The organism is Novipirellula caenicola, assembly GCF_039545035.1.
GTDB classification, from domain to species: domain Bacteria; phylum Planctomycetota; class Planctomycetia; order Pirellulales; family Pirellulaceae; genus Novipirellula; species Novipirellula caenicola.
The window spans coordinates 115289-130071 of sequence record NZ_BAABRO010000006.1; the positions used below are offsets into that span (position 1 = coordinate 115289).

Consider the following 14783-nt stretch of genomic DNA (forward strand, 5'->3'; position numbering starts at 1 on the left):
GCGTCGAATTCGTTCGTGCCACGACTATTGGCACGCCTCGCAATCGGGATCGTCGATCGAGCAAGCCGAAGCAGCGGGGGTGGGCATGCGATCGACACGGATCTGCCCCGATTGACTCTGCGATTTCATCCACCGCGGTTGGATGCCGTGCCGGTTCACATCGACCGTGGACTTTTCCACTTGGGTGGCTGCCAATGAACGCAGGTAGTACGTCGTTTTCAGTCCGCGTTGCCATGCCAGGTGGTACATCGCATCAATCGATTTCCCACTCGGTTTGGCCAAATACAGGTTCAGTGATTGGCCCTGGTCGATCCATTTTTGGCGTCGCGAGGCGGCTTCGATCAACCATTTCGGTTCAATCTCCATCGCCGTGGCAAACAAACGCTTGATCGATTCGGGGATACGCTGGATGTCAGACAAGGATCCATCGTGGTACTTGAGTGAATCGAGCATGGGGGCATCCCACAAGCCATGTTCACTCAATACATCCACAAGCGGTTCGTTGATCTGAGTGAACTCGCCCGACAAATTGCTCTTGGCGTACAACAATTTGTAAGTCGGTTCGATCGACTGAGTCACCCCGATGATGGTCGAGATCGTCGCGGTGGGCGCGATCGCCAAACAGTTGCTGTTTCGCATCCCGTGCGTGGCGATTGAGTCGCGAACGACTTGCCAATCCATCGTCATCGATCGGTCGACGTCGACCGGCGTGTCGCGTTCTTGTTGCAGTAATTCAATCGTGTCGATCGGCAACAGTCCGCGATCCCATTTCGACCCGCTGTACGATTCGTACCGGCCTCGCTCGGCCGCCAATTGGCTCGATGCCAACAACGCGTAGTAGCTGATCGCTTCCATGCTGCGGTCGGCGAACTCGATCGCTTCGTCGCTGGCTACGGCGATCTGTAGTCGATGCAGTGCGTCTTGGTATCCCATCAACCCAAGGCCCACGGGGCGATGGCGAAGGTTGGCGTTACGCGCTTCGATGGTGGGATAGAAATTGATGTCGATCACGTTATCTAACATCCGCATCGCGGTGGTGATCGTCGCTTTCAATAAATCATGGTCCAATCGACCGTCGACGATATGGGCGGCCAGATTGACGCTGCCCAGATTGCAAACAGCGGTTTCGTCTTCGCTGGTATTTAGCAGGATTTCAGTACAAAGGTTACTGCTATGCACGACGCCGGCGTGGTCTTGCGGGCTGCGGATGTTCGACGGATCTTTGAATGTTACCCAGGGGTGCCCGGTTTCAAACGTGCGAGTGAGCAGTTTTCGCCACAACTCGGTTGCCGAAACTTGGCGATGTTGTTTCATTTTGCCTGCAGCGGCGAGGCGTTCGTAATGCTCGTACCGCTCGCGGAAACGACGGCCGTAGGTGTCGTGCAGATCGCTTGCTTCGTCGGGGCTAAACAGCGTCCACGTTCCATTTTCGCGAACCCGCTGCATGAACAGATCGGGGATCCACGCCGCGGTGTGCATGTCGTGCGTCCGGCGGCGATCATCGCCGGTGTTCTTTCTCAGATCCAAGAACTCTTCGAAATCAAGATGCCAAGGCTCAAGGTAGGCACATACCGCCCCTTTGCGTTTGCCGCCTTGGTTCACCGCCACCGCCGCGTCATTGACGATCTTTAAAAAGGGAATCACCCCCTGGCTTGTCCCATTGGTGCCCTTGATTAGCGAACCGGTGGCACGGACGCTCGTCCAGTCGTTGCCTAGCCCGCCCGCCCATTTGGAAAGCATCGCGTTGTCGCCAATGCTTTTGAAAATGTGAGCCAGGTCGTCTTGCACCGTCGTCAAGTAGCAGCTGCTCAATTGCGGATGCTGAGTGCCCGAGTTGAACAGTGTCGGCGTCGCGCTGGTGAACCGGAACGACGACAGCAGTTGATAGAACTCGATCGCCCGATCGGTTCGCTGGTCTTCATCTTCACGAAGGGCTAGTCCCATCGCGACTCGCATCCAGAAGTATTGCGGGGTTTCGATTCGGCGTCCGTCCACATGCAGCAAGTAGCGGTCGTAAATCGTCTGCACGCCCAAATAGCGAAACAGCTTGTCTCGTTCGGGTAGCAAGGCGTCGGCAAGTCGTTGAAGATCGAAGCTTCGCAGTTGTTCGGACAGTCGACCGCAGCGAATCCCTTCGATCACGTAGTGTTCAAAACGATCGCGATAAGTGTCCGCAAAGTCCTCGTCAATTTGGGTCAAACCCAGCGTTTGGCGATACACGATGGCCAACTGCATTGCCGCAGCAAAGCGGTCATAGTCCATGCTTCGCTCGATACGGCTGCGAGCGGAAAGCACAAGCGCGCGGGCGATGTCCTCGGGAGTCATTCCGTCGAACGATCCGCGAATGACTTCGGCAACGATCTCGCTGGTCTCGATGTTCGGTAGCGTCGACTCGGGAATCGATTCGAGAAATGTTTTCAGCTTGGCTTCTGAAAATGCAACATGCACGCCCGGTTCAATCTGCAGCCGCAATTTCGGGGCAGAACCGCTGTTGTCGATGGACAATTCGTCGAGTCCCGAGTCGACGTGACGCACCGCTCGCAGTCGTGCATGCTCGGTTCGGTACAGGATGTAGCGACGCGCGACTCGAAAATGCTCTCGCTGCATCAAGCCAATTTCGACGACGTCCTGGATCTGTTCGACACTCAGGCAGCCCGACGCCGCATCCCCGGACGCAAACTCATAGACTTGGTCGATGATCGCCAGCACATCTTGCTCGATTTGTGGTGCAAGCGGTTGGCCTTCGGCGAGGTTCAATTCCGCGCGGAACGCTTTTTCGATCGCCGATTCGATGCGACCACGGTCCATGTCGACTTCGCGACCATCGCGTTTGCGAACTTTCAATACGGTGGTGGGGCTTGCCTGTGCCGAAGTCGTGTTTGACATGGTCATCCTAAGTCTGCAGTGCTAGCTCGGTTCGATCTTGGGCCAGCGACGGATTGCAAATGCCGTGGCGGGGTTGGCCCAATGGGTTCGCGCGTACCGTCAGCTCAGGCTGAAAACCATGTTGCATGGACCTTCAGCTAGCCTGGTGATACGGCGATAACAGTGATCGAGCAGAAGCTCACGAACAATGAAAAACGAATCGACGCGATTCACAGAAGATCAAGTTGCCCGTGCAGCCAATCGGCTTTCGGCAGACATTCCCGTCGAATCACATCGCAACGATCACCCCAATCCAAGAGGGCACGAAATCGTCTATTTCGTGGTAGGTCTTCTGACTTACTGCCGACCGAGTTCTCACAGCCTTCTCGCCCCGATTTCCTGTCACACAGGTTTCCCGAGCAATGGCGTTTTGAATGAAAGAGTTTCGGTTTGGATGCGTTTGATTTACGCATCCGAGGGCAGTTCACAGCGGCTGGACCATCCCGGAATTTCACCGGAGTTCCCTGTTCACTCGCGAGTGTAGAAACACCGCAAGTCACCACGAACGCTTAAGAATCTAACAGCTGACACGGTGACGTCAATGCTTTGCTAGCACAATGTCGTTTGTTTTCGTTTGGACTCGTTTTTCGCGAGATTTCTTGAGATTTCGAGACGACGACAGTAAAGATTTCGATCCCAAGGGGCGTGGTTTCCGACTTCCCCATGCGTCATCAATCGAAGCGTAAGTGAGGGAAAATGGATCTTGATTTGGTCCCTCGCTGACGCGTCGGATTGGGAGGCGATTTATGATTTGCAGGGGCAAGCAGCCCCGTCATGCGACGGGGCAATGCGGTTTTACGGTCAACCGATGGTTCGTCGGTAACTATTGGATCTCGACGATCTCGAGATTTGTAAAGCGTCCAATCGACATGTTGGCACCACCTACCATCACCATTGATTTATCATCAAGTGGCAACATGCAGTGAAAGAAGCGTCCGGGATCGTAGCTGCCTACGATCTCCCAATCGTCGCCGTCCTCGGTCAAACGTTGGATCGTGCCGTTGACGGTGCTGACGTACAAGTGACCGGCATGGGATTGAGCCCAGCATCCAAAACCGGTCATCGCTTCACCGATCAGCGAAGCTCCCTTGGACCACTGGTTCGACTTTGGATCAAAGACATCGACTTCGGTGCTCGGTCCGTCCTCTTGATCCATGCCGCCCACGACATAGATCCGTCCGTCATGTGCAGCGACCGACAATGCACGTCGCTCAAACGGTGGCGCTGCGATCGCTTTCCACTGCAATGGCTGCTGGCTCAAGTCGGCGGTCCACGCGGTGTTGTGCCACTTGGTTTCATTCTCGCCCGACATCGCCCATCCGCCAACGACATAGACTTGGTCGCCGATCACCGCAGCAGCGTGCGAAGATCGTGGTTCAGGCAGCGGAGTGTCGTCCTTCCACTGTTTGGCCGCAATGTCATAACGGCTGACCGTTGCTTGCGATTGCAAATCATGCGTTTCGCCTTCGTCATTCATCGCGGTAAAGCCGCCGATTCGCACCACCGAATTGCCGTGGCCGACCATTGCCAAGCCTTGCAACTTGGGTCCCGAGGGCAACGAATCCCAAGACTGTCCACCGGGCAGATCGAGCGACCAAAATGCATTGGACTGTTCAGCGGTGGAATACGAATGTGCATCTCCGATGTGACCGCCGTAAACAAACAGTTTTCCGTTTGCGACCGCGCCACCGAAACTGGTCAACTTCCGCGGCAAATCTGGAAGTGACGAGGCTTTGACGGTGACCGACGATTCATTTGATTTCGTCATTTTTGATTCGTTAGCGCGGGCTGAGTCGGTGCGGTGTGATTCCCCGTTGGATTGCGGCCGAGGAAACGTAGCGGTCAGATAGTTGCTGGTCGCTTGAAAGGACTCTTCTTTGAACGTACCCGAAGCCTGATCGTCCGTGAAGCCAACCATGATCGCGTTCAAGCCTGGTTCCACTTGCTTGCTTGGGAACGTCACCACACCGTCGTCGGTCGTTTTTGCCGATCCTTCCTCATGCCCCTCGTCACAAAACAGCTTGACTTCGGCGTTCGGCAGCGGCTTTTGCTGCCAAAGCACCAAGACGCGGATTCCCTCGTCCACCGCCTTGATTTCGGCACGAAGCTGGTTGCCGCCTGATTTGCCTTCAGCCGGAGGTGTCGTCCAGGTGGCTGGATCTGGGCTGGGGAAATGCTGGACGTAATACACCAATTTCGAGCCATGGTAGATGCCGTACGTTTGCGTGCCATAGATGCATCCGGTTTTCGCGACAGCATCCGCAGCCTGCAGCCCAACCAAGTCGTCGGTCGAAACGGTTTGTAGCGTCAGCGATTTGGGGGCTGAGTTTCCGTCGGTCTGCCACAGTTCGAATGCTTTCATCGATTCAGGCAAATGGTAGGTGCGATCGTCGAGCCCTTCGCCGAAGAACAGGATCGGTTTTCCTTGATCGTTTTGAGCGAGCCAAGGAAAGTGGGCGTGAACTGGGGTAGGCCCGAACACACTAAGCAAGGCAAACAGGCAGGCGATGAAGGAGAGGTGGTGTGATTTCATTTTGGTGTTTTCAAGAAAGGATTTGGCGTCGAGTAAAAGTGGAAGGGAAAAAGACAGGCTGAATGCCTATCCCACGGTTTTACTACAGGTCGATCCGCAGCGGACTTTTCTGCTGTGGCGTGACCTCGATTTGCTTCGTCATGTTGGTAGTCGCATTGCGCGGCAAGCTTTTTGAGCGTTGCACTCCGAATTCGCGAGCCGCTTTGCGAGGGTCTTGTTCAGCAACCTCGATGATCGATTCGATCGCAGGTTCGTCGGGATTCACCCGTACGGTGTATTCTCCGGCGTAGGGGCCCGTCAGTCGAGTGAAAGCGAAACGTCCTGTGTCGATTCGTGTTGCCACGGGAGTTCCTGTTTGAGATGCGGGCGTCAAAATCAAGGTCGCACGCTCAATCGGTTTGCCGTCGGATTGGACGGTCCCGTGTAGTGCGATCCGTTCGGGGGCCGGTTCGCTGCATCCGGTTGCCAGCGATATCGAAATGGACACCGCGATCAACATCGCCTTTGCCATGACGGGACGAACGGTGTCCTCGCGAGAGCGTCGCTGGATCATCGATCGTCCCTCGGAATCACTTCGTGACCATTCTTGCTAGCGAGAGCATTGTAGATTTCATAGTCGATCGAATCGGTCATGAAATGCGTACTGCCGTCGGCATAGACAAAATGGGCGCCGCCGGAATGTTGACTTGCAAATCCACCCATATTTGCCGCGGTGTGGACATTTAGGGGATAAAGCGTTGTGCCCAATGCGATTTTTGGGTAACCGACGACCCAGCGTGCGGTGCCCCATTTCACTGTCCCGACCATGTCGCTCGGCAGCGTGCTGCCGGTCCAGAGGTAGTCGTTGTAATTGTAGACGGTTTCGCCCAGTGCGATGGTCGACGAGGTTCCGTCCAGACAATCGCGGAAACGGTTCGGCGGGTTTTGGTAGCCGTACGATGGCCAATGCAGACCGAACAGTCCGTCACCCTTCTGCATGTAGTCGTCGGTTCCTTCGCACCACAGATAGCTGGTCGGGCCGCCGGTTTCGACGGGACGACCGTTGGATCCGATGCGAGTATCCGGCGCATCGCGATTGAGAATCATCGACGGGCACAAGAACGTGGCGATCTTTTGCGACGAAACGCTTTCGTTGTAGGGATCGCTATAGCTTTTCGAGAAATCCCATTGCTGGTAGTTGTTGGATTCCTCGAGATGCGACAGCACCGAAACAAACGGGCTAATGAAGTTGCTTTGGATACTGCCAGCGGGGAATTGGCCAAATGTGCCGTGATAGTTGTGGGCCGCCAGCACGATTTGACGCATGTGGTTGGTGCACGACATCTTGCGTGCCGCCTCGCGGGCGGCTTGCACGGCGGGCAATAACAATCCGACGAGGATGCCGATGATCGCGATCACGACCAGCAATTCGACCAGCGTAAAGCCAGGCCGAGTGCGACGAGGGGATATTGGGTTTTCGGCAGCGTGTGCGGGAACGGACTGAGGGCGTAACGTTGTCATCAAACAACTCCTTCAAATGAGCCTACGAGAAAGGAAACAAGCTCTCGATGTTCGAACGTGAACACGAGAGATGCATCCGAGCGTGGCTGGCGAAGGTGCTGATGCCCCAGCGATGGCAGGCCGCTGAATTTAGATAGCCGTTTCATGGCGTTCGCCACGGTTTGCTAAATCAGCAGCCGATCGCGGATCGGGGGGGGCTGTCGTCCCAGTTGCTTGCTGCGTCGTCGAATGTGTATCGCTAATGCGAATCAGTCTCAACAAGTATTGTGTTGCAACGGTTTTTTCGCAAGAATGGCTGAGTAAAAAAATCAAAACGCGTAAGCGACCTGAAAATAAAGACTTATGACGAATCCAAACGAAGCGACGCCGCCTGCACCCAAAAAAACGGACGCCACCGACGGCGTTTGGACGAGCCAGATCGCGCCAAAAATCGTCCGATTCAAGGATCTTGCCCGCTGCGGGGATGAGATTTGGATTGAGCATCAAGGGATGCTGTACCGATTGCGAGAGACGCGGCAAGGCAAGCTAATTTTGACCAAATAGAAAGGTCGGTGCCGCCAAACGGGGGTTTTTTAAGGCGGAGCGGCGCGGGGCCCGACCGGTCAAAATCGAACGTTTCACTCGCCGCAACCGGACGGGGTACTGCGCCGCGAGCGCTACCCAAGGTCGATGGCATTGGCCGTGAATCGCCGGGGCCTGCACAGTACCCGGCCGCTTACGCGTCGCGGCTCACGGATTCGACCGCACAGGACTCGACCGCACAGGACTCGGCCGCGCAGGACCCAGCCGCTTACGCGTCACGGCTCATGGATTCGAACGTGCAGGGCCCGGCCATATTCCTTAGGACGGCTCGCTGGGCCAGCCTTTGGTCAGGACGCGTTTCATAGCCGCCAGCGTTTCTTTGCTGACATGGTGCTCGATCCCTTCGCTGTCGGCAGCCGCCGTCGCCGCGCTGACTCCCATTCGCCGCAAGAAGCTCTCCACGATCTCATGGCGTTGTCGTGACTGCGTCGCCAACCGCTTGCCTGCGGCGGTCAATTCGATCGGTTGGTAGGGTTCGGTCACGACAAACCCATCACGCTGCAGCCGGCCGATCGTATTGTTGACCGTGGCGTGCGTGACTGCGAAATGTTTGACGAGATCGATCGCCCGGCATACGCCTCGCTCGGTAATTGCGTCCGCGATCGCTTCGACGTAGTCCTCGGCAACCTCGCTGGCATGGTCCGATCGAATTCGTTGGTAAGTCTTCGATGGCAAGTTCTGGTTCCCTTCGTGTGCCCCAAGTGGTGTAATCACCACCCGCAATGTGCCATTATCGTAGCCCCATATCCTAACAAAATTGTTTTCACGCGGAATCCCCTTGATTGTGTCTGTCACGATCGCTAGACTCTGCCCATGAAGTTAGTTTCGGCTAACATTTGGCTTGCTGCCAGCAAGTCGCGATAGGGAACGCGTGTTCCTGTTTTTTACGAGGTTAAAGTTAGTGGCGGCTAACATTTGGCGTCAGCTTCATGACAAACGTCGATAACGAAGATAGAGGTTTCGAATGCCGAAGTTAGAGTGTTATTTTGCGGAGCAGAAATCCGTTTTGAATACGTCGGTTTCCACCGGATGCACGATCCATCGTCACGATCGTCCTCGCCGCGGTGGGTTCACGCTGGTTGAATTGCTCGTGGTGATCGCGATCATCGGCGTGTTAGTCGGACTACTGCTTCCTGCGGTCCAAGCCGCACGTGAAGCGGCGCGGCGTATGTCGTGTAGTAACAATTTACGGCAAGTGGGTTTAGCAGCACAAAACTATCATTCGGCTTACCAACGATTTCCCGCCGGCTATGTTTCGCATCCCACACGCGACGGATCGGCGCCAGCGTCGGTGATGATGGATTCGGTCACGTGGGACGCCGGTCCTGGTTGGGGCTGGGCCGCCGGACTCTTGCCATTCGCCGAAGGCAACGCGTTAGCAGACAGCCTTCGCTATGATCAACCGATTTGGTCATCGTTTAATCGGCAAGCGATTTCCGCAAGCATTCCCATGTTCTTGTGTCCAAGTGCGACCGGTGGCGATGAACCGTTTGAAGTCAAAGACCAATCGGGAAATCCGCTGCTCATTGGGGGACAGCCAATGAAGCTTGGGCGCAGCCATTATGTGGCAAGCCACGGCCAAGAAAGCTGTTGGGGGGAATGTGGTTCAGCTGCGACCGGCGAAGTGTTCACGAACATCTATACATCAACGACCAAGATTGTTCCGATCAATGGCGATGCTGCGAACGTTGCCGACGGGCCCTTTTTTCGCAATTCCAAAACACGATTTCGCGACGTGCTGGATGGCACGTCCAACACGATTTTCTTTGGCGAACATAGCTCGGCCCTAAGCGAAAAAACTTGGGTTGGCGTTGTTCCTGGAGCGTTCACCCATCCACGGTTTTCGTCGCCTGAAAATGGCCCCGATGCCGCTGCGACGCTGACGTTGGTTCACGCTGGACCTTCGGGTGGCGAGCTCGACATTACCGGCAGTCCCATTATCCATCCTGTCAATTTCCCCACCTATCACGTCGGGCAAATGTTCGCCGAACATCTCGGTGGCGGCTACGTTTGCATGGGCGACGGATCGGTTCGCTTTGTCACGAATTTTGTTGATTTGTATCTATGGGCGGAACTATCCAGCATGGATGAGCACGAAGTCATTGATTGGGAGAAGTTTTAATGGCACGCAATTCTACGAACGCAAAGTCGGATTCCCGATTCAAAGTCGTGGCCCTTACCGCATTAATCGTGCTTGCGATTGTCACCGCCGCATGGTGGATGTCGCATACGCCCGTCAAGCTTGACGAGCAAGGTTACGATGTCACGATTGCACTCTATCGAGTTTGCAACCAACGCAGTAGCGAAGGGTTGCAGAAAATCGAAGAGCAAATCCGAGAGCTCGAAGCAAGCCAAGCGACGTTGGGCGAATCGCATCAAGTCATTCTCGACTTGATCGCGACGGCAAAAGCGGGCGATTGGAAAAACGCTGCCATCGCATGCCGCCAAGCACTCGAAGACCAAGTCCAACGTTAACCGTGGGATAGGCTTCCAGCCTGTCATCATGTGTAAGGCTTGCTTCGTCCGCCAACGGAATAAAACGCCAGACGTCCTCGCAAGAATCGCTACCTGACTTTCTGAGCCGCGGGCAACCCGTGGGGAAGCGGATGGACCGTTTCATGCAATGCATTCGCAAGGATCTCGAGACTGTCGACCAATCGAGGTCCAGGGCGACTGAAATAGGCCGATCCATCGACGGCATAGACACGATCGTTTTTGACGCACGCGAGCGTTTCCCAACCGGGATACGATTTGAGGATCGGGACATCTTGCATCGTTCGCTCGATGTCAAAACCGCAGCAGGCGATCATCAACACCTCGGGATTCGCCGCGACGATCTGGTCCCATGCGGTGGTGACCGAACGCTCTCCGGCGACTCCGATCGCTTCGCGACCGCCCGCGAGCGACACCAGTTCGGGACTCCAGTGGCCTGCGCAAAACGGTGGATCGATCCATTCCAGCAGCATCACGCTTGGTCGTGTTTTGATCGGCGCGGATCGCGCAGCCACCGCGTCGACACGCTGCTGCAATTGAGCGATGTACGCCTCTGCCCTTGATAGGCATCCTGCCGCCTCACCAACTTGGCGAATGCACTGCATCACGTCAGCGAACGAGGTGGGCTCGAGATTGATCACACGCGGCGTGCCCGGCAACGAGCAGGCTGCCGATTGAACTTCGCTTTCCGCCACTGCACACACATCACAGAGGGCTTGGGTGACAATCAAATCGGGCCGCAGACGCTCCACGACCGCCATATCGAGCGAATAGAGAGCCCTTTCGGTTTTGAGTCGTTCGCGAACCAACGAATCGATTTCACCGCTGGACGCATCGTGCGGGATCAACGTCTGGGTGACTTTCGGCAATTCGGCAACGTCGGCGGGGTAATCGCATTCGTGCGTGACGCCGACGAGTTGATCGCGAAGCCCCAGGCCGCAGACAATTTCAGTCGCGCTGGGCAGAAGAGAGATGATTCGCATGGCAGTTCCGCAGGATTCTTGTAACGAGATCGAAATCGTTACAGATCACTGACCGCTTTGCAATCCGAGCAGCGAGTCGGCCCATCGCATCGGCATCGAGGCCAACGAATGGGTGAGCACTTCGGACCACCACTGAGTCGTTTCTGCCAGATCGGATTCGGTGAACCGCTGGAATTGCGGGTGTCGCGAATGATTTGGGATGACTGCCACATCGATCGGATAGTCGACGTCCGTCACGCTGGTTCGCGTCGCGTCAAAGGCCAGCAGTGCCAACGCCACGGCCGACCGCAACGAGGTTTCATAGTTCAACAATCGATCCAAAATCGGTTTGCCGTAATAGGTTCGCCCGATCATAAAGTAGGGGGAATCCATCGCGGCTTCGACCCAATTGCCTTCGGGATAAACGTAGAACAATTGCGGCGATTGGTCGGCCAGCAAACAGCCGCCGATGATCGCGTGCATGTTAAACGTATGTCCGGTCGAGGATAGCGAGGGGCCGTCTTCATTACGAACGCGTCGGAGTTGTTCGCCAAACAGATTGGCGAATTGGTAGAGACGATCGACTGGCGTTTGCCCTTGTCGCAAGGTTTCTTCGACGTAGATCAACGTCTTGTCGCGAACCGAGCGCAGCCCGCTGGTCATCGTGAACAGCGACGCGTCCCCGTGCTGGAACTCGGCTAACTTTTGTTTGTTGACCTGTTCACTGCCACGGGTAATGCGTGTGTCCGCCAGTGCTACGATTCCATCGCGTACTTGGATGCCGATACAAAACGTCACGAGAATGCCTACACTAAATCGAGAGAAGGAACGGAAAACCGACCAGGCAGTGCACAATCTGTTCCAATTTGGGATAGGCTTTCAGCCTGTCATTGGATGACAGGCTTCTGTAGCGATAGTCGCAAGACTTTCGGCATCGATTCCAGCGTACCAAACCTAAGGAGGCGTTATAGGATGACAGGCTGGAAGTCTATGCCAGCTTTTTGTTAAAGCAACGCGGGCTCGTCAAGCGGCTGGACAGCGTAGGATTCGTTGTCAGCGTTCAGCGTCAAGCGAAACGAGGCGGTGACCTGCGGGTTTTGCGTTTTCTGGGAATCAAAGACCGACTGCATGGTTGCGGCATACAGCACAGCGTCGTGCGGCCCGGTGGCGTCCACGACGACCAAATGGATGACGTCGGGGGCCATTTCGATCTGGCTCTGCAGGTAGCCTTTGACGAGCGGGTATGGAGTCAACGGACGTGGGCTATTGGCACAAAAGGTGTCGTACGGTTTTTTGTCCGAGAAACCATAGATGACTTGATAGCTGGACGCCGACTCGGCGGCAGTCAAGGTGGGGCCGATGCGTGATTTGTCGAAAATCAGCACGTAGTAGGGCGTCGCAACAGGAGTCGTATTCATCGTAGTCGTTGGGGGTGTAGGGGAGCGTGGATTAGAATGATCGTTCAACCGCGCCGGGGTACTGCCGGGGCGTGGGGGACTGCCAGGGCGTTCCGAAGACGAACCGTTAGGCAGACGACGAAGCGGTCCGGCGCGAAACGCATCGGCCAATGCCGCGGGGACTTTTGCTTCGGCCAACACGAATGCGGCTCGGTTGCGGCTGACATTCGCCCTCATTTTCTGTTCGAGTGCGACCGCTTCGGCGCGACGTCCTTCGGCCAACGCGCGAGCGATCCGGGTGTCAGCATCGGCTTGGTCACTTTGCAATCGAGCGCCGATGTTCTCACCGACGTCGATGTCGTAGATGTCGATCGAAACGATCGCGAATGCGGTGTTGCTATCCAAGCCGTGGGTGATGGCGCCTTTGGAGATCGTCGATGGCATCTCCAGTACATCCATGTGCGATTCAGCAGATCCGATCGCGGTGATAATGCCTTGGCCCACGCGAGCGATAATGGTTTCTTCGGTTGCCCCCCCAATCAATTGTTCCAAATTGGTTCGTACCGTCACGCGTGCACCGACTCGCAACTCCACTCCATTTTTTGCCACGGCGCTCAACGTATGCGATCCGCCGCTATCGTTGCGAGGGCAGTGGATGACTTTGGGTGACACGCTTGTTTGCACCGCCAACAACACGTCTCGGCCAGCGAGGTCAATCGCCGCGGCACGATCAAAATCCAAGTCAATCCCCGCGCGGTGCGCTGCGATTTGCGCCTGCACCACATTCATCACATCGCCGCCCGCCAAGTGGTGGGCTTGTAATCGATTGGTGCTCATTCCGGTATTGCGATCGATGGACAAACCGGCTTGCCGTGCCATGATTTTTGCGGTGACGATCAAGCGATGTTCGATGCGAAGGAAGCTCATCGCAATCAAGCTGGTCATCGAGATGTCGGCGCCCGACATGTAGGCTTGGATCCAATACGAGCCCCACTTGGCGGAGATCGCAACGATCAGCAAGCCTAAGACGATTGCGACGACGCCCAATCCCACCATCGCTTGCCCAAAACTGGGAAGCTCTATTTCCGCGACGAAATCGAACACAACCGCCACCTTTTGTTGGGCAGCCCACCGGCGACTCATCCAAAGAACCAATGCCTTGAACGCAGTCAAGTTTCAATCAAAACCTGCGATACATGCGGCTCGCGAAGAGAGGTTGATTGAAGAATGTGTGTGTTAAGCGTTGCCGAAGAAACCAGGGTTTCGCGGGGGCGTTGGCTACCACACCTCTCTATCTAGAATCCTAGGGCTAAAACGCCAAAATGCAATGCCCCTCGGGTACCTCGCGCCCGCGAGCGACACCGCAGTGCGGGGCCGATACCGGTCCCGCTTTGGTCCATGCTGTGCACCCCACCATTTATTCTTGCCGTACGGTGTCTTTTTTGGCGTGTTGGGATCGTGCGTGACCATTGCCATCTAAAGACACATTTTGGGAGAAAGAATCGATGCATATTAGATTAGAAAACAAGACAGCCGTTGTGACGGGCTCGACTGCGGGAATTGGTTACGCGATCGCAAAGGGGCTGGCTGCTGCCGGGGCGGGCGTGGTCATTAATGGACGCAGCCAAGCGCGAGTCGACCAGGCAATCAAGAAGCTCGAAGGCGAACTGAAGGAACTTGATCGGGGGGACAGCGGTTCGATCCGTGGCGTCGCCGCGGATCTTGCGACAGTCGATGGCTTCAAGCATTTTGTTGCCGAGGCACCTCAGGCTGACATTTTGATCAACAACCTCGGCATCTTCGAACCGAAGCCGTATTTTGAAATTCCGGATGAGGATTGGGAACGCTTCTTTCAGACCAATGTGATGAGTGCGATTCGAATGTCACGTCACTACACGCCGGGGATGGTGGATCGCGGTTGGGGGCGTGTTCAATTTATTTCATCCGAGTCGGCAATCGCGATCCCCACAGAGATGATTCATTACGGGATGACCAAAACGGCGTTACTGTCGATTTCGCGTGGGCTTGCCGCTACCGTCGCGGCAACGGGAGTCACGGTCAATGCGATTTTGCCTGGGCCGACGGCATCGGAAGGGGTGTCGCAATTTGTCGATGACTTGGCCCGTGATGGAAACAAGACGCGCGAGCAGGTCGAGACCGAGTTCTTTGAACAAGTCCGTCCAACCTCATTGATCCAGCGGTTTGAAACGGTCGACGAGATCGCGAATATGTGTGTGTTTGTTGCATCAGAGCAGGCTTCTGCGATCACCGGTGCCGCGCTCCGCGTCGACGGTGGCACGGTCAACGCAATCTTCTAATGTCGCGAAACCGCCGTGGGATGACCGCTTGTCGACCAGCGTTATTTATTCATCCAAATTTTATTTGTTGACT

At 55.7% G+C, this 14783-nt stretch carries 11 protein-coding genes, 1 pseudogene and 1 riboswitch; of the genes and pseudogenes, 4 read left to right on the top strand and 8 right to left on the bottom strand.

What is annotated here, in order from left to right:
* Positions 1-24: 24 nt before the first annotated feature.
* The 4 genes from ABEA92_RS14290 to ABEA92_RS14305 all read right to left on the bottom strand — a co-directional run bounded on the left by ABEA92_RS14290 (position 25) and on the right by ABEA92_RS14305 (position 6958).
* A complete protein-coding gene (locus ABEA92_RS14290) occupies positions 25-2886 on the bottom strand; it encodes a ribonucleoside-diphosphate reductase subunit alpha (protein ID WP_345684523.1) in 2862 nt (953 codons plus the stop codon).
* A 304-nt stretch (positions 2887-3190) separates the two neighbouring features.
* Positions 3191-3444, bottom strand: a riboswitch (cobalamin riboswitch).
* A gap of 304 nt (positions 3445-3748) precedes the next feature.
* Positions 3749-5458, bottom strand: coding sequence for a Kelch repeat-containing protein (locus tag ABEA92_RS14295; RefSeq protein WP_345684524.1), 1710 nt, complete (start codon positions 5456-5458; stop codon positions 3749-3751).
* 82 nt (positions 5459-5540) lie between these two features.
* On the bottom strand, positions 5541-6011 hold the full coding sequence (locus ABEA92_RS14300) for a hypothetical protein (RefSeq protein ID WP_345684525.1): 471 nt from the start codon (positions 6009-6011) through the stop codon (positions 5541-5543).
* Positions 6008-6958, bottom strand: a complete 951-nt coding sequence (locus tag ABEA92_RS14305) for a DUF1559 family PulG-like putative transporter (RefSeq protein ID WP_345684526.1) — start codon at positions 6956-6958, stop codon at positions 6008-6010. Before ABEA92_RS14305 ends, ABEA92_RS14300 begins: the two co-directional genes overlap by 4 nt.
* 342 nt (positions 6959-7300) lie before the next feature.
* Between ABEA92_RS14305 and hemP the strand changes: the two genes are divergently transcribed.
* Complete coding sequence (gene hemP / locus ABEA92_RS14310) at positions 7301-7501, top strand: hemin uptake protein HemP (RefSeq protein ID WP_345684527.1); 201 nt, start codon at positions 7301-7303, stop codon at positions 7499-7501.
* 297 nt (positions 7502-7798) lie between these two features.
* Here hemP and mntR read toward each other — a convergent pair whose 3' ends face one another.
* Entirely contained in the window at positions 7799-8215 is a 417-nt protein-coding gene (gene mntR, locus ABEA92_RS14315) for a manganese-binding transcriptional regulator MntR (RefSeq protein WP_339941719.1), read from the bottom strand.
* Between the two features lie 289 nt (positions 8216-8504).
* Between mntR and ABEA92_RS14320 the strand changes: the two genes are divergently transcribed.
* Together ABEA92_RS14320 and ABEA92_RS14325 are read left to right on the top strand one after the other, a co-directional pair.
* Positions 8505-9662, top strand: coding sequence for a DUF1559 family PulG-like putative transporter (locus tag ABEA92_RS14320; RefSeq protein ID WP_345684528.1), 1158 nt, complete (start codon positions 8505-8507; stop codon positions 9660-9662).
* Positions 9662-10015, top strand: coding sequence for a hypothetical protein (locus ABEA92_RS14325; protein WP_345684529.1), 354 nt, complete (start codon positions 9662-9664; stop codon positions 10013-10015). The genes ABEA92_RS14320 and ABEA92_RS14325 overlap by 1 nt, the downstream gene beginning before the upstream one ends.
* An 89-nt stretch (positions 10016-10104) precedes the next feature.
* Here the strand turns inward: ABEA92_RS14325 and ABEA92_RS14330 are convergent, their stop codons facing one another.
* From ABEA92_RS14330 to floA, 3 genes and pseudogenes are all read right to left on the bottom strand, one after another.
* Entirely contained in the window at positions 10105-11016 is a 912-nt protein-coding gene (locus ABEA92_RS14330; protein ID WP_345684530.1) for a cobalamin-binding protein, read from the bottom strand.
* A gap of 45 nt (positions 11017-11061) precedes the next feature.
* Complete coding sequence (locus ABEA92_RS14335) at positions 11062-11793, bottom strand: proteasome-type protease (protein WP_345684531.1); 732 nt, start codon at positions 11791-11793, stop codon at positions 11062-11064.
* A 710-nt stretch (positions 11794-12503) separates the two neighbouring features.
* Positions 12504-13448, bottom strand: a pseudogene (gene floA / locus ABEA92_RS14340) (flotillin-like protein FloA); the annotation flags it as partial.
* A gap of 449 nt (positions 13449-13897) precedes the next feature.
* On the opposite strand from floA, the gene ABEA92_RS14345 reads away from it, so the two are divergent.
* Positions 13898-14710, top strand: coding sequence for an SDR family NAD(P)-dependent oxidoreductase (locus ABEA92_RS14345; protein WP_345684532.1), 813 nt, complete (start codon positions 13898-13900; stop codon positions 14708-14710).
* Positions 14711-14783: the final 73 nt, after the last annotated feature.